The organism is Acinetobacter sp. NEB149 (assembly GCF_012516415.1).
Classification (GTDB): Bacteria; Pseudomonadota; Gammaproteobacteria; order Pseudomonadales; family Moraxellaceae; genus Acinetobacter; species Acinetobacter lwoffii_V.
The window spans coordinates 1,902,087-1,922,256 of sequence record NZ_CP051208.1; the positions used below are offsets into that span (position 1 = coordinate 1,902,087).

15 protein-coding genes and 1 pseudogene are annotated in these 20,170 nt (G+C 44.5%); 5 read left to right on the forward strand and 11 right to left on the reverse strand.

The genetic code is table 11. The annotated features are described in order from the left end of the window. Positions 1 to 158 precede the first annotated feature (158 nt). Positions 159 to 1,166, forward strand: a complete 1,008-nt coding sequence (locus HGD77_RS09075) for a helix-turn-helix transcriptional regulator (RefSeq protein WP_004278803.1) — start codon at positions 159 to 161, stop codon at positions 1,164 to 1,166. A gap of 501 nt (positions 1,167 to 1,667) precedes the next feature. Then, on the forward strand, positions 1,668 to 3,338 hold the full coding sequence (locus HGD77_RS09080; protein ID WP_004278804.1) for an FMN-binding glutamate synthase family protein: 1,671 nt from the start codon (positions 1,668 to 1,670) through the stop codon (positions 3,336 to 3,338). A 68-nt stretch (positions 3,339 to 3,406) separates the two neighbouring features. On the opposite strand, the gene HGD77_RS09085 is transcribed toward HGD77_RS09080, so the two are convergent. Genes HGD77_RS09085 through HGD77_RS09100 form a run of 4 tightly spaced genes read right to left on the reverse strand, consistent with a single transcriptional unit; the run spans position 3,407 to position 7,141 of the window. Then, positions 3,407 to 4,450, reverse strand: a complete 1,044-nt coding sequence (locus tag HGD77_RS09085) for an alpha/beta hydrolase (protein ID WP_004278806.1) — start codon at positions 4,448 to 4,450, stop codon at positions 3,407 to 3,409. After that, positions 4,450 to 5,589: a YdcF family protein gene (locus HGD77_RS09090; RefSeq protein ID WP_168730782.1), complete on the reverse strand. Its 1,140-nt coding sequence runs from the start codon at positions 5,587 to 5,589 to the stop codon at positions 4,450 to 4,452. Before HGD77_RS09090 ends, HGD77_RS09085 begins: the two co-directional genes overlap by 1 nt. Position 5,590: 1 nt before the next feature. Next, positions 5,591 to 6,631, reverse strand: a complete 1,041-nt coding sequence (gene murB, locus HGD77_RS09095) for a UDP-N-acetylmuramate dehydrogenase (RefSeq protein WP_004278808.1) — start codon at positions 6,629 to 6,631, stop codon at positions 5,591 to 5,593. A 3-nt stretch (positions 6,632 to 6,634) separates the two neighbouring features. Beyond that, complete coding sequence (locus HGD77_RS09100; RefSeq protein ID WP_004278810.1) at positions 6,635 to 7,141, reverse strand: low molecular weight protein-tyrosine-phosphatase; 507 nt, start codon at positions 7,139 to 7,141, stop codon at positions 6,635 to 6,637. A gap of 120 nt (positions 7,142 to 7,261) precedes the next feature. Here HGD77_RS09100 and HGD77_RS09105 point away from each other — a divergent pair, with 120 nt between their 5' ends. Further along, positions 7,262 to 8,422, forward strand: coding sequence for an iron-containing alcohol dehydrogenase (locus HGD77_RS09105; protein ID WP_004278811.1), 1,161 nt, complete (start codon positions 7,262 to 7,264; stop codon positions 8,420 to 8,422). Positions 8,423 to 8,466: 44 nt separating this feature from the next. Continuing rightward, complete coding sequence (locus HGD77_RS09110) at positions 8,467 to 8,901, forward strand: acyl-CoA thioesterase (RefSeq protein WP_004645428.1); 435 nt, start codon at positions 8,467 to 8,469, stop codon at positions 8,899 to 8,901. An 8-nt stretch (positions 8,902 to 8,909) separates the two neighbouring features. On the opposite strand, the gene dnaX is transcribed toward HGD77_RS09110, so the two are convergent. From dnaX to HGD77_RS09135, 5 genes are all read right to left on the reverse strand, one after another. Beyond that, on the reverse strand, positions 8,910 to 11,042 hold the full coding sequence (dnaX, locus tag HGD77_RS09115) for a DNA polymerase III subunit gamma/tau (protein WP_004278814.1): 2,133 nt from the start codon (positions 11,040 to 11,042) through the stop codon (positions 8,910 to 8,912). A gap of 133 nt (positions 11,043 to 11,175) precedes the next feature. Beyond that, on the reverse strand, positions 11,176 to 11,619 hold the full coding sequence (locus HGD77_RS09120) for a copper resistance protein NlpE N-terminal domain-containing protein (protein ID WP_004278816.1): 444 nt from the start codon (positions 11,617 to 11,619) through the stop codon (positions 11,176 to 11,178). 78 nt (positions 11,620 to 11,697) lie between these two features. Further along, positions 11,698 to 12,963, reverse strand: a complete 1,266-nt coding sequence (locus HGD77_RS09125) for a serine hydrolase domain-containing protein (RefSeq protein ID WP_005103470.1) — start codon at positions 12,961 to 12,963, stop codon at positions 11,698 to 11,700. 59 nt (positions 12,964 to 13,022) lie between these two features. Continuing rightward, the gene (locus tag HGD77_RS09130) at positions 13,023 to 13,877 is read right to left on the reverse strand and encodes a MaoC family dehydratase (protein WP_004278819.1); all 855 of its coding nucleotides are present in this window, start codon (positions 13,875 to 13,877) and stop codon (positions 13,023 to 13,025) included. A 197-nt stretch (positions 13,878 to 14,074) separates the two neighbouring features. Then, on the reverse strand, positions 14,075 to 15,466 hold the full coding sequence (locus HGD77_RS09135) for a 3-oxoacyl-ACP reductase (RefSeq protein WP_004278820.1): 1,392 nt from the start codon (positions 15,464 to 15,466) through the stop codon (positions 14,075 to 14,077). Between the two features lie 240 nt (positions 15,467 to 15,706). On the opposite strand from HGD77_RS09135, the gene HGD77_RS09140 reads away from it, so the two are divergent. Beyond that, positions 15,707 to 17,224, forward strand: coding sequence for an acetyl-CoA C-acetyltransferase (locus HGD77_RS09140; RefSeq protein ID WP_004278822.1), 1,518 nt, complete (start codon positions 15,707 to 15,709; stop codon positions 17,222 to 17,224). Between the two features lie 53 nt (positions 17,225 to 17,277). Here HGD77_RS09140 and HGD77_RS09145 read toward each other — a convergent pair. After that, a pseudogene (locus tag HGD77_RS09145) lies at positions 17,278 to 19,460 on the reverse strand (hypothetical protein). Positions 19,461 to 19,635: 175 nt separating this feature from the next. Beyond that, a complete protein-coding gene (gene aceI, locus HGD77_RS09150) occupies positions 19,636 to 20,073 on the reverse strand; it encodes a chlorhexidine efflux PACE transporter AceI (RefSeq protein ID WP_004278825.1) in 438 nt (145 codons plus the stop codon). Positions 20,074 to 20,170: the final 97 nt, after the last annotated feature.

Genomic DNA, 20,170 nt, shown 5'->3' on the forward strand with positions numbered 1-20,170 from the left:
CTAATAAATGCCCAATGAACTCAATGCTATTTTCGACCAAGTTGTTTTAGAATTGTAGGACAAATGTTGCACAGAGGGACTTGCGAAAAAATGAGAGTTTTTTTATTGTGTTAAGCTAAGCCTAAATCCCCTCTTCTTTATTGCCAGCAAAATAAATTATGTCAGCACAAGAAAAAGAAACTTCAAACAGTCTGTATCGCCAATGGCAAATTTTGTCGCGTCTTTCTACCGGCAAATGGATGGGAACACGTGAATTACAGGAAATCCTGAATCGCGAAGGCATTGATATCAGTCTACGTACCATTCAGCGTGACCTGAATCAGATTGCGCAACGCTTTCCAATTGAAAGCAGTAAAACCACGCCGCAAGGCTGGCGTTGGCGTTCAGATGCGCCGCTGCAAAGTTTGCCGCATATGACCAGCTCGCAAGCGGTCACTTTCATGATGGTCGAAGAACATTTAAAACATCTGCTGCCACCGAGCCTGATCGAGGAAATGAATCCGTGGTTTGATCTGGCACGACGCAGTCTTTCTTCCCAGAACAATGTCCGGCAATGGATTAACCGCGTACGCATTGTTCCGGCCACCCAACCGCTGATTCCACCTGTGGTAGATAAGGCCGCGCAGCAAGCGGTGTATGAAGGCCTGTTACAGGACAAACAACTGGAATGTGTGTATCAGGGCCGTGGTCATAACAGCGAAGAAAAAACCTATATTCTCAATCCTCTGGCATTGGTACAAAAAGGGTCAATCATTTATCTGGTGTGTACCCGTCATGACAAATCGGATATCCAGACCTTTGCACTGCACCGCTTTAAATCGGCCGTCGTGCTGAATTCACGTGCCTTGCATCCGGTCAATTTCGATATTGATGATTATATTGATTCTGGTGCACTGGGCTTCCGGGTGGACTTCAACCATCCCACCGAAAATGTCACGCTTAAACTCAGCATGTCAGAGTCGGATGCGCATTACTTTGAGGAAAGCCAGCTCAGTAAAGACCAGAAAATTGAAAAAATGGAAGATGGCATGTCGCTGATCACTGCTACCGTGCCATTTACCTCTCAACTGGTCTGGTGGCTGCGTAGCTTTGGTAAAAAGATTAAACATATTGAACCGAGTATTGTGGCCAATGCAGTCGCTCAACTGGATGAGGAAAACCCTTAACTACACAGGCTTCATCCAGATTCTTTTAGGTATTCCAGAATAAAAAAATCCCCAAATTGGGGACTGGAGAATTATGCTTATATTTTTATTCTTGTTGTGGTGATCTGCCGCTGTGCCAATCTGCTTTTCTTTGACACCCCGAAATGCAGCTTGAATGAAACATCAATATTTAAAAATGACTGAGACATGAGCAAGCCAGCTCAGCATCATTAAAGCGAATGGATTTTTTGGTCATGGTTTAAGACTCCTATGTAGTGAATAAACCGACTATAAAGTCATCCGCCTTACTTGTGAAATAAATAGAATGCATGTCTTTTGCAGATTTTTTCTATAGAACTTTTTCCGTAAAATTTATCTGTAATCGCTGCCGATTCATTGTCTGGCTTAATAGCATTTTCGGCAAGTTTATAAAATCGAATAACAATTCTCTGCTTGTATAAGATACCTCGCTCTGCACATCATAAAGCCCTATAGAAGTAGAAATAGGGACTTAATTTTACAATGGCTAACCCTGCTCAATTAGTACGTCACAAGCTGCTCAATACTTTCTTTTCCCGCCATTCGGTCTGGTTTGCCTGCATTCTGATTGCAGTGATTTTTACTACATTTCATATCGGTTATTCACCGCGTTATATCTATTATTTTATGCCGCAAACGTTAGTGAATACCCTATGGATCCTGAGCATTCTGCTGAGTTTGCTGGGTTTGTATGATGTACTACAAAATAAGCATTCCATTCTGAAAAATTATCCCATTATGGGACATTTCCGCTTTATCTTTGAGGAATTCCGTCCCGAGATTCGTCAGTATTTTATTGAAGCCGACCGGGACGCACTGCCTTTTTCCCGTATGCAGCGCAGTCTGGTGTATCAGCGGGCAAAAAATGAAAATTCTGATAAACCTTTCGGCTCGATCCTGAATGTCTATGAAGATAATTACCGTTTTGTTAGTCATTCCATCACGCCCTGCAAAGTTGCCGATCCGCAGACTTTTCGCATCCTGATTGGAAATGAGCAATGTACCCAGCCCTTTTCAGCTTCTATTTTAAATATTTCAGCCATGAGCTTTGGCAGCATGAGTGCCAATGCAATAAGAGCCCTTAATCTCGGCGCTAAAAAAGGTGATTTTTTCCATGATACAGGCGAAGGCAGTATCAGCCCCTACCATCTGGAATATGGCGGTGATCTGGTCTGGGAAATTGGCAGTGGTTATTTTGGCTGCCGTACTTTAGATGGGCAATTTGATCCGGAACGTTTTGCTGCACAAGCCAAATTACCCCAAGTGAAGATGATTGAAATCAAGCTTTCGCAAGGCGCAAAACCTGGCCACGGCGGTATTTTACCTAAAAGTAAAATTTCGGAAGAAATTGCCCAAATTCGAGGCATCAGCCGTGATCATGATTGTGTTTCACCTTCGAGTCATCCGGCATTTAGCACACCGATTGAAATGATGCATTTCATACAAAAATTACGTGAACTTTCCAACGGAAAACCGGTCGGATTTAAGCTATGTCTGGGCCAGCCGTGGCAGTTTATGAGCATGGTCAAAGCTATGTTACATACCCAGATTTACCCAGATTTTATTGTGGTTGATGGCTCTGAAGGTGGAACGGGAGCTGCACCCATTGAATTAATTGACTATGTTGGTGCCCCATTAAGAGAAGGTTTGCTGTTTGTACACAATACCCTGGTTGGTGCAGGTTTGAGAGATAAGATCAAAATTGGTGCAAGTGGTAAAATAATTAGTGCATTCGATATTGCCAGCACGCTTGCCATTGGTGCGGATTGGGTGAACTCTGCCCGTGGTTTTATGTTTGCAGTGGGCTGTATTCAGGCACAAAGTTGTCATACCAATCAATGCCCTGTCGGAGTCACCACCCAAGACAAAGATCGCCAGAAAGCCTTACATGTGCCGACCAAGGCCGAACGGGTGTTTCATTTTCATAAAAACACCTTACATGCCCTGTCTGAATTAATAGCTTCCGCAGGTCTCAAACACCCTTCCGCTATTAAGGCGCATCATCTGGCACAACGCGTGAATAATCACGAAATAAAGAACTTTGCGCAGATTCATTTTTGGCTCAAAGAAGGTGAATTATTGTCCTGTGAAAATAAGGATGAGGAGAACTTCTACTTCCGGATGTGGAATTTGGCCCAATTAGAAAAATTTTAAATCAATAGCATTAGAACTAAAAAAGGCGTTTTCATAAACGCCTTTTTAAATATTAAATTTTCAATCTATTAATAATAAGTTTTGCTGCCGTGTGCATGCAGAAAGGCAGGAATCAAACCCGTCAATGCAGCACGAATATCAGCACGCTCATTGATTAACTGATGCGAACCCTCTTCTAGCATAAGCAAAGTCTGGAGTCTGAATTTACGTCGGATAAATTCGATATTATAACGCCAGTCCACAGTCTGATCCTGTGCACCCTGTGCTAGCCAGACTGGAATACGACAAGCCGGACGCGCTTCCATTTCCAGCATCCAGCGTGACATCGCTAAAATCCAGTCCATGCCCATCATTCGTGGTTGTAATGGATCTTTAAGCCGGATAAAACGCAGAAACTCCGGATTATGATTATTGCGTCTGAAATGCCGGGGAACTTCACGTTTGATTCGGCTAATAATGCCCAATCCGACCGAATTATGCCACCAGGCAGTTTTGGCGGGACGAATCAATGGTGATAATAGCAAGACCCGCTCAACAAAAGGATTTTCACGACGTTCTGCAAATTCCAGTAAATGGTGCATCCAGATCGCACCGCCGGTACTCTGCCCGATGCCAACCCAAGGTTTCGGTAATTGTGAGGCATGTTGCACATAACGATGTACGGCATGCAAAACCTGCTGATAATGATCAAAATTCTGAATGCTGGCAGGTGAACCATCACTCAGACCATGTCCAGGCAGATCATAGGTCAACACACTAAAACCCTGTTCTAAAAGCTCTTTGACAATCGGCTGATAAATGCCGCTATGTTCCAGATAACCATGCAACAGAAAAGCAGTTCCCTGAATCTTGTCAAAGCGGGTATTTTCCAGATTCGGTTCAAACACCTGTACATGCAACTTGAATAATGGCATCTGTACATAGCCCTGCCAGTGTTTGCAGTCCAGTAAATCAAAACCATAAAGCTTTCGATAGGACTGCAGATCAATCGGCGGTTCATCACTACGATTCAGGTTTAAAGGTGGCAAGAGTTGAGGCGTAACATCCCGACTCGGAATGGGTAAATCCAGCTGTTTCAGAATGGTGGGATTTAAAAATGGGATATCAGACATTATGGCACCTCCCGACAGTCACTGGATCCAAACCACATATCGCGCATGGTCGCCAACATTTCATAATTGGCACGACGACTGTGATCATAATTTTGTGCACTTGGACGCCATCGTGTCAATGGCGTTGGCATCGGCGCTTCTACCGGAATGGTTTGTATGCCATTTAACGCAAATAAACGGCGGGTACGCGGCATATGATAACGATCCGTAATCAGAATCACTGTAGGCGCTCCACCTTTCTTTTGTAATAATAATGAACTGAAACGGGTATTTTCACAGGTGTTCATGCTGCGATCTTCCAGTAATTTGGCATCGACACCATGATTTTTTAACCAGCGCTGCATATACGGCGCTTCGACCCCACTCAGAACAATCGGCAACTGATAATGTTTCTCTACTGCCAGCGTAGTTTCCAGACGTAGTCGCGTATAGTTATTGACGATGATCTCTTTGCCTTGGTCATCTAGGGTTAAGCCACCACCCAATACCACAATGGCATAAGGTTGGGAGCTATTCGCCGGTTTAGCCTGCTGTTGCTCTTGTAGTAAAGCCAAGTCCTGCTGGATTTCCTCTCCATCGGTTTCCTGTACCGAACTGGCTTCACCCTGCTCAAGTGGATGCGTCGTCAAAAACTCCATATATTGCTCAATGCGTTCCTTATTTTCACTACTGTCCCACTCCAGCAATTCCCGGACATTGGCTTTCGGATCGGCTGGTTCTGCTTCTTCCTGAGAGGACAATAAGGGCACCTGAGCAGGTGGACTTTGCTCTGCTTTTTGATCTTGCTGTTCGCGTTGATATTCTTCAATCACCTGCTGCAGTGCTTTATAACGTGCCTGAATCAGCATCAGGTTGGCCGAGTTATTTTGCTGGATATCCTGTTCCATGACCTTTAAATACGCCTGACGGGCAATCCATAAATCAGAGCCAGGTTCCAGATTTTCATGTTCGCTGAGTGCAGCCATTTTCTGGCTTTGAGCCGCGACTTCATTTAGCTCTAAGGAGACAAACTGGTTTAAGCCCTTGACGATCATTTTTGAGTAAAAAGGCGTATAAACCAACACCAGTAGACAGCCGCATAGCACAAACAGTCCAGTGACAATTTGTAGCAAACGTACCATCCAATGGGTGTTTTTCATGTTATTCCTCTTCCTGATGAGAACGGATCAAGCCATTTTTATCGAACAATACAGGTTCAGGCTCCAGCATTAGACTAAATTTTTCCCAAACTGACTGTTGTACTGCACGATACGTTTTACGGACATCGGTGAGAGAGGCCTGACCATAATTCACCAACACCAGCGCCTGTTTATGAAACATGCCGACAGGCCCCAACTGTTTACCCTTCCAGCCCGCCTGATCAATCAACCAGCCTGCTGCCAGTTTAACTTGAGCATTCGTTTGCTGGTAATGGGGTAAATTCGGGAAAGATACAGCAATTTGGTCAAAGACCGCCTGATCAACCACCGGATTTTTAAAGAAGCTGCCCACGTTGGGAAATTCTTGTGGATCAGGCAATTTACTCTGGCGAATCTGGATGACCTGTTGCTGCAAGTTTTCTGCTGTGAGCTGATCACCGACCGCAGTCTTCAGATCACCATAATTCAGTTTCAAATCTGGCTGTTTAAGTAATCTAAAAATCACATGGGTAATCACATAACGATTAGGATCATCTTTAAAAATACTATGCCGATAGGCAAATTGGCAATCTGCTGCGCCAATCGAAGCAAACTGTTTCAACTGACGGTCATAGACCTCAACTGAATCGATAAACTCGCCAACTTCGACGCCATAAGCGCCAATATTCTGTACTGGCGAAGCACCGACACGTCCAGGAATCAGGGCCAAATTTTGTAAACCATACAGACCTTGTGCTGTAGTCCAGAGCACGAAGTCATGCCAGCCTTGTCCGCCGCCTACACGTAAACGTTGCGACTGATCATCAGCATCCAGCATTTCAATGCCTTGAATATCCATATGCAGAACTAGCGCATCAATCTGCTCCGGCAACAACATATTACTGCCGCCTGACAGGATCAGCAAATTGAGTTGCTGCTGTTCCGCAAAATCCAGTGCAGTTAGCAGATCAGCGGTGGATTGAATCTGAGCATAGTGCGAAGCAACTGCTTCTAAATTTAAGGTATTAAAAGGTTTAAGTTGAACCTGGGTTTGAATCTGCATCGCTTAAACCTTGTGTAAATTCTGTTTAAAAATCTCAATCCAGGCCTGGCTGCTGGACTCACACTGATCAAGCACCCGTTCAAAGCCATCCGCTTCGCCATAATAGGGATCCGGTAAGGCCTGTTTCGGATAGGTCTGATCATGTTCACTCATCAATGCCACACGTGCACGTACATGACCAAACTGAGTTTCTGCCAGACGCTGTATGTTCTGGATATTGGATAAATTCTCCAGATCCATCGCCAGAATCAGATCATAATCAATAAAATCATGCGGAATAAGTTGACGTGCGCGAAGTGCTGAAAGGTCATAGCCACGTTTCAGCGCATGCTGCTGGCTACGCAAGTCCGGTGCCTTGCCCGGATGATAATTACTGGTTCCGGCAGAATCGACCACAATATTCAGTTGCTGTTCATCACAATAATGTCTGAGTACAACTTCTGCCGTGGGAGAGCGGCAAATATTTCCCAAACAAACACATAACACCTTGTATGGCGTTCTGGATGACATAAACAACCTCAGAGCTACTTTATTTTAAGGATTCTTATGTTAAGTTATTTATATACTGATTCCTATCTTACAACCATAGAATAATCTCGTATTTGCAATAAAAAAATCAAGGATATCGCCATGAATCGTTTTCAGTTTCAAACCGTCCCCAATATCATTGCCGGACTAGGCACGATTCAGGAATTATTTAAAATTCTAAAAAATGGCCGTTATCGCCGTCTTCTACTGGTGACTGACCCGGGTATGCTGAAGGAGCAATTACATCTGCCGATTCTGGATATTATTGAATCTGCCGGACTGGAGTATGTGATTTACTCGGATGTTCAGGCCGATCCGCCCGATACAGTGGTGCTTGAAGCGGTGGCTTTTGCAAAACAGGAAAATATTGATGTGGTGCTGGGCTTTGGTGGTGGCAGCTCGATGGATGTGGCCAAACTCATTGCAATTTTGGCGCATCCTGAACAGCATCAGACATTGTCTGATCTGTATGGCGTTGATAATGCCACCGGACCGCGTTTAGCTTTAATTCTGGTACCAACTACGGCTGGAACAGGTTCAGAAGTGACGCCGATTTCGATTGTCACCACAGGTGAAACCACTAAAACCGGTATTGTGGCACCGATCCTTTTTGCAGATATTGCCATTCTGGATGCAACATTTACCCAGAATCTTCCAGCACAGATCACTGCCGCCACCGGCATTGATGCCATGGTACATGCCATTGAAGCCTATACCTCAAAACACAAGAAAAATCCTTATTCGGATATGCTGGCCAAACAGGCTTTAAGATTACTGAATGCCAATCTGCAACGTGTACTGCAAAACGGTCATGATTTAGATGCCCGCCAAAATATGCTGGTCGGTTCCATGCTGGCCGGACAAGCCTTTGCCAATGCACCAGTCGCTGCCGTACATGCGCTGGCTTATCCACTGGGTGGACATTTTCATCTTTCGCATGGGCATAGCAATGCACTGGTTCTAACTGAAGTATTAAAGTTTAATGCGCCAGCGGCCAAACAGCTCTATGCGGAATTGATGACCTGGCTGGATCCCCGTAGTAAAGGTTGCCATGATGGCCTGACCGATCTGTTTATTGATCATTTTAATAATCATCTGATGCAAAGCGGTTTGACTCTAAAACTAAATCAGTTGAATGTTCCAGAACATATACTGCAGGTGATGGCAGAAGATGCGATGCAACAAAGCCGGCTGTTGCAGAATAATCCACGTGAACTCAAGGTGGAGGATGCTTATCAGATTTATCAGGCGATCTATTCCTAGATCAATTTCCACCTAAGCCTTATCTAGCTGAGGACTGAATAGTGATGAAAGCCACCATCAAACAGCGTGAACACTATACTTTTTTCCTGCCCATTCAAACCCGTTGGGCAGACAATGATCTGTACGGCCATGTCAACAATGTGACTTATTACAGTTATTTTGATACCGCCGCCAATGCCCTGCTGATTCAGGAAGCTGCTTTTGACCCAAAATATTCACCCATGATTGGACTGGTCGTCAGCTCCAACTGTCAGTTTAATCAGGAACTGTCTTATCCGGAAATTATTGAAGTGGGCGTAGCCATTGAAAGCATGGGAAATTCATCGCTCAGCTATGATCTGGCTATTTTTAAACGCAACTCGGATACAGCCGCTGCACAAGGCAATTTTGTCCATGTATTTGTCGATCGTGAGACACGAAAAAGCACCCCGATTCCAGTTGAAATGCGGGATGCTTTATCTCGATTTGTTGTGACTTAACATCCAGCCTATTTCAGCTGAATATTTTGCAGTTCACCGTCAAACTGCTGTAGCAGATCACGTACGGCCGGTTCAGCATGTAACAATTCTTCGGCACGTTTAAAGGCACGTGCCTTACGCTGATGCTGCATGGTATATGGTGTTAACTGGTCCACATTTTCAAATTTCACCTGGAAGTTAGTTTGCGGCCATTGCTGTTGCAAAGCAGCTTCCAGATTATGTTGCAACTGGGTCAGCAACTGCTGGTACTGTTCAGGAATATGGAAAACGGATTCTCCATTCATCTGGCCAGTCATGACGCCATACTGTGCCAGTTCCTGTACCGCTGGAGAAAGTTGGCTATTACGGAACCAGTATTCCCATTTTTCTACGCTCCACTCGCCTTCTAAGGTTTGCTCAGGTATTTTTAAAATATCCTGTGGCATCAGATTCTGCGTATTTACATCTTGGGAAATATCTTCCAGCAAAGCTGTCTGTGCAACTGGCTGAACCGACGCTGTATTTTCAAGAGCAGGCTGATCGGTTGTTTCCTGTGAAAGCTCTATTTCCGGTGCAGCAAGACTAAATTCCTCATCAGCAGACATGGTCTCTTGTACTGGCTCAGCAGGAATGACGGCATCTGCAGGAATAAACTCTTCAAGCAGGAAATCATCCGAACTGTTGCTAGTAGCCGGTGCTTCTGGCGTACTCTCGATTTCATCAAAACCAAATAGGCCTTTATCATCATTTGGATCAAAAACAATTTGATCACTAGACTGCACTTCTTCAATGGTGGTCTGAATTACTACGGGCTGGACAGATTCAGGTGCAGTGATGCTGGTTGGCTCTTCTTCATCGAGAAAATCATCCGAAGAAGGCCCAGACGCTGATGCAACATCAATCTCCTCATCTGTCCCATCGTCCAGAGAGAAATCATCAAATACCGGTTCTGCCTCCAATGATTGTGTTTCTATTGATTCAGATTGAAGTTGTGTCTGAACAGGTGGCTGTAGACGTGTTGTATGGGTTGTTGCCTGTTGCGATGCAGTCTCCTGCATTACTGGAATTTCACTTGGTTGTAATGGACGGAAAGCCAGTAAGCGTAGCACCGTCATCTCAAAGCCTTGTTCCTGCGTAACTGCAAGCTGTAAATCGGCACGACCCTTATAGGCAATCTGATAATAAAGTTGCAGATCCTGAGCAGAAATCAGACCGGATAATTGCATAATTTTTTGATTGATCTCAGCACTATATTTCAGACTCAGATCTGGCAGGTACTGCAATAAGGCTAGTTCATGCAACGTCGAAATCAACTGATCGAGCACTAGTGACACATCCAGAGCTTGCTGACGGAACTGTAGCAATAACTGACTGACATGCGCTTTCTGGTTCTGGTGAATCGCCAGAATCAGGTCATAAATAATGGTGCGGTCAATCAGACCGAGCATGTCTTTGACATCCTGATGCTGAATCACACCCTGACCATAGGCAATCGCCTGATCGGTCAGAGACAAGGCATCACGCAGAGAACCTTGCGCAGATTCAGCAATCTGCCAGATCGCATCCTGATCAGACTGAATGCTTTCTTTGCTAAGAATATTGCCCAGATGTTCGGTAATTTCATCGACTGCCAATGGACGCAAAGTAAATTGCAGACAGCGAGAAATTACGGTAATTGGCAGTTTTTGCGGATCAGTGGTTGCAAACAGAAATTTGACATGTTCTGGCGGTTCTTCCAGCGTCTTTAACAGCGCATTGAAAGAATGCGTGGACAGCATGTGCACTTCATCGATCAGGTAGACCTTAAAGCGGCCTTGAGTCGGTGCATAAGGAACATTGTCGAGCAGCTCGCGGGTATCTTCGACCTTGGTGCGTGATGCTGCATCGATTTCGATTAAATCAATAAAACGACCTTCATTGACTGCGGTACAGGTCGCACAGACCTCACAAGGCGTCGAGGTAATACCGGTCTCGCAGTTCAAGCACTTCGCCAAAATACGTGCAATCGTGGTTTTTCCGACACCACGCGTTCCCGTAAACAAATAGGCATGATGCAAACGGCCACGTTCGAGCGCGCTGGTTAAAGCACGTGATACATGGTTTTGCCCCACCAATTCATTAAAATTACGAGGACGGTATTTTCGCGCAAGTACTTGATACATGTATGCTCCTTTTTACAGGTCTAAGCATACTGTTTTTTTATAAAATAGTGAAATGAATGCCGGTTTATAAAGAATAAAAATCCCTTGATCAAAATCATTGAAAAAGGGATATAAAACAGATGCTTTTTTAAAATTAGACCGATTCAAACAGGATAAAGTCACTTTGCATTTGGTAGCGTTTGCCTGTTTGATCTTCACGAATTTCCAAAACATGCTTTTTCAGATCGACATAGAGCAGATTTCGGGTATCGACATTCAGTAGTTCAATCTTTTGTTGTGATTCATCCTGAAACCGAATCTGCCCGCTCATCGTTTCAATTTCATTATGTCCACTTAAACTTTCACGCTGTAAAGTAAAGGTCTGATCTTCATTCAAGGTCAAGGCCACTGCCATGCCTGGACAATCTTCACAACTTGAAAAACATCCCATACATGGCGTCGTGCCCTGATAACTCCCGACCCAGGCAGGAATCTGAGCTTTGGCTTCCATCACCGTTTTTGCAGCCGGCTGATTCGGATCCTGACATCCGAACAACGCACTGCTTGCGACCAAAGGAATCACCAGCACTTTTTTCATTACTTCACACCATAGCCATGGACTGCGCGACAAAATAGCATATTTGTCTGACGGGCTAAACTCCCAAATCAGGGATATTTAGCGCCAGCCTTTGCGGCCGGTCAGTACCGCATCCGCACAGCGCAAGGTTTCCTGCGTCAGGCCCCAAAGACGGTAATCTCCGGTTAATGAACCTGTCGGGAAATTATGCGTATAGGCAAAACTTAAATTCCGTTCAGGGTCACACCAGGCACCAGAGCCATTAAAGCCCATATGACCAAAACCTTTAGAGGCTTTTCCTAAAGTGAGAACACGGTGGTAACCCAAGCGCCAGTGCATCGGTAAAGGCATGACCCGATCTCTTGTTTTGTATTGCACCTGACTAAGTCGCTGGAATACCTCCTGCGAGATCAGTTGCTGTCCTTGCCATTCACCACGACTGGCCAGCATGGCATAGATTTTTGCCAGACTCTCTGCGGTAAATACTCCATTAGCAGACGGAATAATGGCCTGTAGACCCTCATGACTAAAGAAACTAAAGTTCTTCATGCCCTTAGGAATCATGGCATCCTGAAAATCCTGTGGACTCTGACCACTCCATACCAATGCTCGTTCCATCAGGCTGGGTTGCCTTGACACAGTTTTTTTCGCAGTTTGTGTTTGAGACTTAGTTGTTTTAGGCTTTAAAATAGGTAAGGCCACCCGAGCTAACTCATGCGTCGGTACGCTAAAATAAGCACCATTTAACTGTAGTGGCTGTACCAGATATTCCTGCATCAGTTCACCCAGTTTTTTACCAGTCGCTTTTTCCAGTACACCACCTACTTGCCAGCCAAAAGTCAGCGGTTGGTAAGCAGCATCGGTTGCAACCTGAAATCGTGGTTCAGCTGCCGCAATCCGGTCCAGCATCTGTGACCAGTCGGCCATTTCAGTGGCATCATCAATGAGATTACGGATATCAAACAGTCCGCTTTGATGACTGAGCATATGCGCCAGAGTAATATTTTCTTTACCCTTTTGTGCAAATTCAGGCCAGTATTCTGCAACCGGTCGATCATAATCCAGATAACCTTGACTCACCAGAATGTGCGCCAAAGTCGCTAGCACACCTTTGCCTGTGGAGTAACACAGCGACATGGTATCGGGTTGCCAATTTTCAGTTAAAGATTTTTTACCGGTATAAATATCAACGACTTTCTGTCCTTCAAAATACACTACCAGAGCAGCACCACCCTGTTCGGTACGTGCATCCTGCAAACGGCTAAACTGACGGGCAAGATCGCTAAAATGCTCATCGACATTGCCCTGATAATTGTGCTGATCAGCAAACAGATAATCTTTAATTGGCTGCATCATTCTATCCATAGAATATTGATCCCTTAAAATGAAAAAGCCTAAATCGGGTTTAGGCTTTTGATTCAGATTTAAATCGCTTTAATATGACCGGTGACATGCGGTTTTTGATTCTTACTGTTTCGAATCAGGAAATCTGTCTCATTCGCTGCCTGTGCCGTCAGGAACTCGACTTTAGATGGCAAGTACATCGGCAACTTGAACCAAACATCAGCTTCATAGGCATCTGGCAATGACAGATTCGCCAGTGCTTTGGCCTTGCTCCACATACCATGTGCAATTGCCTGTTTAAAGCCAAAGGCTTTCGCTGTGACTGCATGAATATGGATCAGGTTAAAATCACCTGAGGTCATGGCATAACGGCGACCAGTATTTTCCGAGATGTTCCATTCATTATTGAGTGTATATTCTGGTGCTTGGCTTTCTGCAGGTTTGGCAGCAGCTTTAGCATTGGTCTTTTGACGTGACAGATAAGTCGTCAATGCTTCAACTACGACCTCGTCTCCCACTTTGACTGTAGTAATGAAATCAAACTGCACGCCTTTATCGTGCGGCTGCAATTCGCCAAACTTACATGACAGCGTCAAAGTCTCATTCACACCGACTTTACGGTATTGCTTGACTTGATTGCGGATATGTACCAAACCCAAAATCGGAAACGGAAATGCTTCTGAAGTCATCATGTGCATTTGCAGACTTTGTGAAAGCACCGTCAGATAGATTGCTGGAATATAACCATTATTTTTAAAGCCGCAGACTTCATTATAAGCTTTAAGATGTTTTTGATCGACCTTGAATGAATCCACCACATATTCAACTTGCGGTAGAACTTTTTCAGCTTTCGGCTTTTTAAAAATCAAGCCTTGAATCACTTTTGGATAGGCTAAATAAGGTTTTGGAAGTTGACTAAAATGGCGCGTATTCATACTGAACCTTTGGAAATTTTATTATTTCAATTTGTCTAAAAGCGCCTTCTCTTGCACCATATATGGCTCAGGGAGAAGGCTGGGATGAGGGTCAATTCATCCCCTTTTTAATTTAATTTTTACCTCTCCCTAACCCTCTCCATTAAAGGAGAGGGATATCTCCCCCTTTTCAAAGGGGGATTTAGGGGGATTTTAAATTAAGCCCCTAAAAGACTTTGACCACATACACGTATCACGTTGCCATTTAAACCTGTTGATGCAGTAGCAGCAAACATTGCAATCGTTTCTGCAACATCGACAGGTAGACCGCCTTGACTCATCGAATTCATACGGCGGCCCGCTTCACGGATCGCAAATGGAATCGCAGCCGTCATTTGTGTTTCGATAAAGCCCGGTGCAACGGCATTAATGGTTATACCATTTTTTAAAGTTGGTGCTGTGAATTTCACCACACCAATCACACCCGCTTTAGACGCTGCATAGTTGGTTTGACCCAGGTTACCTGCAATCCCTGAAATTGAGGATACACAGATAATACGGCCATTGGCATTTAGACCATCGTGGGAAATTAAATAATCATTCACGCGTTCTATTGCAGACAAGTTGATATTAATCACCAGATCCCACAGCTCAGGCTTCATATTGGCTAAGGTCTTGTCACGGGTAATTCCGGCATTATGTACAATAATATCCAGACCACCATGCTCAACTGCCGCTGCCTTGATCTTTTCACCTGCATCTGCAGCTGTAATGTCAATAGCCAAGGTAGAACCGCCGATCTCACTAGCTACACGATCAAGGTCAGCCTGCTGTTGTAGAACATCCAGACAGATGACATGTGCGCCATCACGTGCCAATACATGGGCAATCGCTTCACCAATACCACGGCTTGCGCCTGTCACAACCGCAGTTTTACCCGCTAATGGCTTGGTCCAGTCTACGTCTACTTTTTCAGCTGGTGAAACACGGATCACCTGACCAGAAACATAGGCAGAACGCGGCGAAATCGTAAAACGTAATGCAGATTCAAGATTTGCTTCAGCACCTGCATCGACATAGATCAGGTTTGCTGCGATACCTTTTTTGAATTCTTTAGCCACTGATTTCACGAAACCTTCCAGTGCACGTTGAGCAATCGCCTGGCTCACCGATTTTGCTGTTTCAGGTGTAGTCCCCACAATCACCACACGGCCCGAACTCTGGATCTGGCGTGCAATCGGGTTAAAGAAATCATAAAGTGATTTTAACTGTTCTGAATTTTCGATCCCTGAAGCATCAAAAATAACGACCTTGAATTTTGATTCTTTATCGCCCGGGTTAAATGCACCCAGATTCAGCCCGGATGCTGCAGCCGCCTGTTGCAACTCAGCATTATTACCTGCATAGCTGTTGGCATGAATATTTGCCAGAACCTGAGCAATAGCACCCGTCAATGGACTTGCTGGTGCTGCACCCAATAATACTGCGCCTTTTACCACTGGCGTAGCAGACTCAAAACGGTCTAAAGAAGTTGGGGATGGCAGACCCAAATTTTTAATGACAAATTTACCAATAGGAGATTTTGCAAAAGTTTGGTACTGATCAGTCATGTTTATTATCTCTCATACAAATTAATTTTTGGTTGATCTAAAGTTATCCTTAAACTTCAATATGATGCCAGACACATATATTTCAATAGATCCGCCAGATTCCGCCCAATCATACTTGAGATAACAGGCAGATGACTTGACCTGAGCGCAGTCTGTAATGTCATTGTAGTCAATACAGCCTATCCTCTTCTATGCTAATGTAAACACCAAGAAGACGATCTATTTGCCTGGTAAAGCCTTATGAGCAAAACAACTCAAGAAAATCCAGCAGTCGAGAACTCTGCGACAGAAACTGTGTCAAAACCATCAACGCGCGCTAAGCGTAGCACTAAAAATACTGACACAGCCACTGGGACAGAAAAAAGTCCGACTAAAACCACGCGTACACGGAGCACACCTGCCCGTGCCAAAAATACGACTTCATCTGAAAAAGATTCAACCTCTACAACACAGACTTCTGTTCTACAGGAACCAAACATGAGCCAAAATACAGTTCGCCGCGTTGCGATTATCGGTGGTAACCGCATTCCATTTGCACGTTCTAATGGTGCTTACTTTACGGCATCCAATACTGACATGTTTACAGCAACCCTGAACGGCCTAGTTGAACGCTTTAATCTGCAAGGTCAACGCTTAGGTGAAGTGGTTGCGGGTGCAGTACTGAAACACAGCCGTGACTTCAATATGACCCGTGAATGTGTACTAAATACTGCCCTTGCACCTGAAACGCCTGCTTATGACATCCAGCAGGCATGTGGTACTGGTTTGCAAGCGGCATTTCTTGTTGCCAACAAGATTGCTTTAGGTCAAATCGAAGTAGGCATTGCAGGTGGTGTAGATACGACTTCTGATGCACCGATTGCTTTTGGTGACGGTTTACGTAAAGCATTACTTGAGCTAAACATTGCGAAAACTGCAAAAGACCGTTTGAAAGCACTGACCAAAATCAATGTGAAAGACCTTATGGATGCACCAAAAAATGGTGAGCCGCGTACAGGTCTGTCTATGGGTGATCATCAGGCGATTACTACACTGGAATGGGGAATTTCCCGTGAAGCACAGGATGAACTTGCTGCATCTTCACACCAGAAAATGGCTGCAGCGTATGAAGAAGGTTTCTTTGATGACCTGATCACACCATTCTTGGGTCTTCAACGTGACAATAACCTGCGTGCGGACTCAAGTGTTGAAAAACTGGCGAAATTAAAGCCGGCCTTTGGTAAGGGCGATGCCCGTACCATGACTGCGGGTAACTCTACGCCGCTAACAGATGGTGCTTCTTGCGTGCTCTTGGCTTCTGAAGAATGGGCGAAGGCAAATGGTCATGAAGTATTGGCTTACCTGACTTTCCAGGAAACTGCTGCAGTTGACTTTGTCGAGAAAAAAGAAGGCCTGTTGATGGCGCCTGCTTATGCAGTACCACGTATGCTAGAGCGTGCCGGTCTGAAACTGCAAGACTTCGACTATTATGAAATTCATGAAGCTTTTGCATCTCAAGTATTGTCTACGCTGAAAGCTTGGGAAGATCCGAAATTCTGTAAAGAGCGTTTAGGTTTAGACGCTCCACTGGGTTCAATTGACCGTGCCAAACTGAACGTGAAAGGTTCATCACTTGCTGCCGGTCACCCGTTTGCAGCAACTGGCGGTCGTATCATTGCGACAGCAGCAAAACTGATTAACCAGAAAGGTTCAGGCCGCGTACTGGTGTCGATCTGTGCAGCCGGTGGTCAAGGTGTAACGGCGATTATTGAAAAATAATCCGTTGACCGATCTAATTAAAAAGCCCCTCAAATGAGGGGCTTTTTTATGACTTATTGATTTGGCATCGGGTTATTTTTAAAATACTCATCTACTTTATTCCATGGTGCAGTCGATGCCACGCCTTTCACCATATTCTGGTTCACACCCTGACAAAGTGCGCTGTCCGGCGTCAAGTGAAAAGCATTCACATTTGGGTCCATATAAGGAATTGAACCTGGACGGCGCTGGAAATAGAAGTTTAACCAATCGACCATAGCTTCAAAGCCATAATTCGACATGGCCCATGCACTATTATGCCCGCCCCAATGATGACCAAATTCATGTGCAACAATTCGATAGCCAGATAATCTGTAATGGCCATAGAACAACCATGTATCTACCCCAAGACTGCACCCCCACCTAGACCACCGCCCATATTGGTAATACCAAGATTAATTTCATTGCGGTTAAGAATTTCCCGATAGATCCGGACATAATCTTCTGGCTGAAAGAAACCATTCGGTCCTTCTACCTGACCATGATTGCCAAAAAAATCGTGTCCCATGACTGCTTTATGGTTAAACCATAAGGTTTCAAATTCTGGAGTACTCAGCATATAGGCCAGATTGGTCATCATCATGACCCATTCCCGGGCATAGACCGGCGTAATACGACACCATTTGTTCGGTTCATCATAGGTACCGAAATAAATTTTCCATTTGGCTTTAATCTGGTTCAGCTTTTTGACGTGCTCATCAGTCTCAGAGCTAATTTTCAGATCAAAAATATTGCTTGGATTTTGCGTGGTCTGACTCAGACCTGCTAGCTGGATCGAGCCTGTGCCATCGAGCAACGGGAAACGGGATTGATCGGTCAACTTGAGATCAAAGCTGGCATTCGAAAATGGCGTCAACTGATCCAGCTTCGCCAGAATCACCCAGTCTTCTGAGTTTTTAATCTTGGCACGAATCTGCAAATCACGTACAGGGACAGCACTGTAGCTTTTCAAATGCAGGCGATTGCCATTTAGGGTTGCCGATAAAATCTTGTCCATATAGACATAACGCTGGCTGCTATTGGTCAAGGTTTCCCATGATTCACCATCCTGCAAGACACGGCTTCTCTCGCGTGCTTTAGATTCGGTTAAAATCATAGCTTGGTTTAGCTGGGTGGATTTATTCTGTTGCAGGGTCAGCATTGGCAGAATATAAATTTTCTGATTGGCCATGTGCAGCAAATTCTGACCATAAATATAAAGATCACTGGCCTTGGCCAGTTGGCTGCTCTGGTTTTGCCCTTTTAAAATATAATCTCGGAAGGTATCCACACTTTTATTGGGTAAGATAGACTCCAAGTTAAAAGATTTTTCCCGGTAGCTTTCTACAGTGCCATCATTCCGTGACACATAAACCAAGCCATCATTATGGCGATGCATGACTGCCGACAAATTGGTTTCTGTTAAAATGGGTGCAATATTATTTCCATTTTCCTGAATCTGATTGATATCGTGGACATAGGTCATACCATCCGGCAGGCTGGTATACAGATAATCACCTATGACTTCCATGCGTGCATTACAGTTGCGCGCACAGCCCGGCAAGCTGAGCCGTGCAAATTTCCGCGCTTTTAAATGGTTTTGCGCCGTTACATCACTTTGACGCCACACATTAATGCGGCCTTCAATATCAGGTACATAAACATAGCGATCGTCAGCAGTCACCGCATTGCTATGTACCAGCGCGTAATTAAGCGCATCGCCCCACCATACACCTGTGCCGAGTGCCATAATGAAGTTCGGTTGCTCGCTATTAATATCTAAAACATCAATTCGGTTCGAGCCATAATTGGCCACATACAAACGCCCTGCTTGAATTTCCAGATCATTCAGGCTATCCCATTTTCTGGCCAGACCCGAAATTTTCGTAGGATCAATCGCACTGAGTGCACGTTTTTGTTTTAAGTCATAACGCAAAATATTCGATTCTGCCTGGCTGTTGGCAATATAAAGAACATCGCCCTCTACCACCATGGCGGTGGGATTCCAGGTTTTCAGACCAAAATTCCCTGCTATTAATTCTGAACCCACATCCAGAACCTTAAATTCCGCAATTTTGCTCAGTTGCTCACCCGAACCGGGGGGTGTCACTGGATCCGGCAGCGTCTGCTGTGGCGTACTGCTCTCACCTCCTCCACCCCCACAACCCCACATCAGCAACACGATGGACACTGACAAGATCGCTCGTCTAAATAGCATTGAATTCCCCAATAAATTTAAAAATTAAAATAAAAAATCAAAGTCTTATAGCTTAATTTTCAGTTGGGTTCGAGCATAAAAAATGAGGACTTGATCAAGTCCTCATCGCTGAATATTTCACCTTTCGCATTCTGAAAAGGGAGTCTGAACTGTGTGGTATTTTTTATGGCGTATTTTATGATGAGATTTTCCGATAATCCGGCTGTAGCCCCAGTCTGGCTTCTAAATGATCATAAACCCACTGAAAAATAAAGGTATATAGGAGAATACAAAGGGTTAGAGCTAAGTCCAGCAAAAAGGCCTGAGCCAGACTCATGTGTAAGGCATAAGCCACCATCGGAATGGTCGCCAGCATCAAACCGCCTTCAAAGCCAATTGCATGAGCAATTCGCACTTTAATGGTTCTTTTCAAATGATGTCTGGCTTCAAACTTTTCAAAATAGTGATTAAACAACATGTTCCAGAGTACTGAGGTCAGAGCCATGGCAATTCCTAGCATACCTGTGACCTCAAGCGGCATATGCATCAAAGTACTTAGCAGGACAGCGATCACGACCAGTAAAATGCCTTCATATAAAGCGGCATGAATCAACCTTCTTTTGGAAATTAACATATCAAATCAGCTCAATTCATTACATGATGCAAGAATTTTATTTCTTTAAATCTGACTATTCGAGTTAGAATCTATCAATAAAAATGAAAGATAAAAT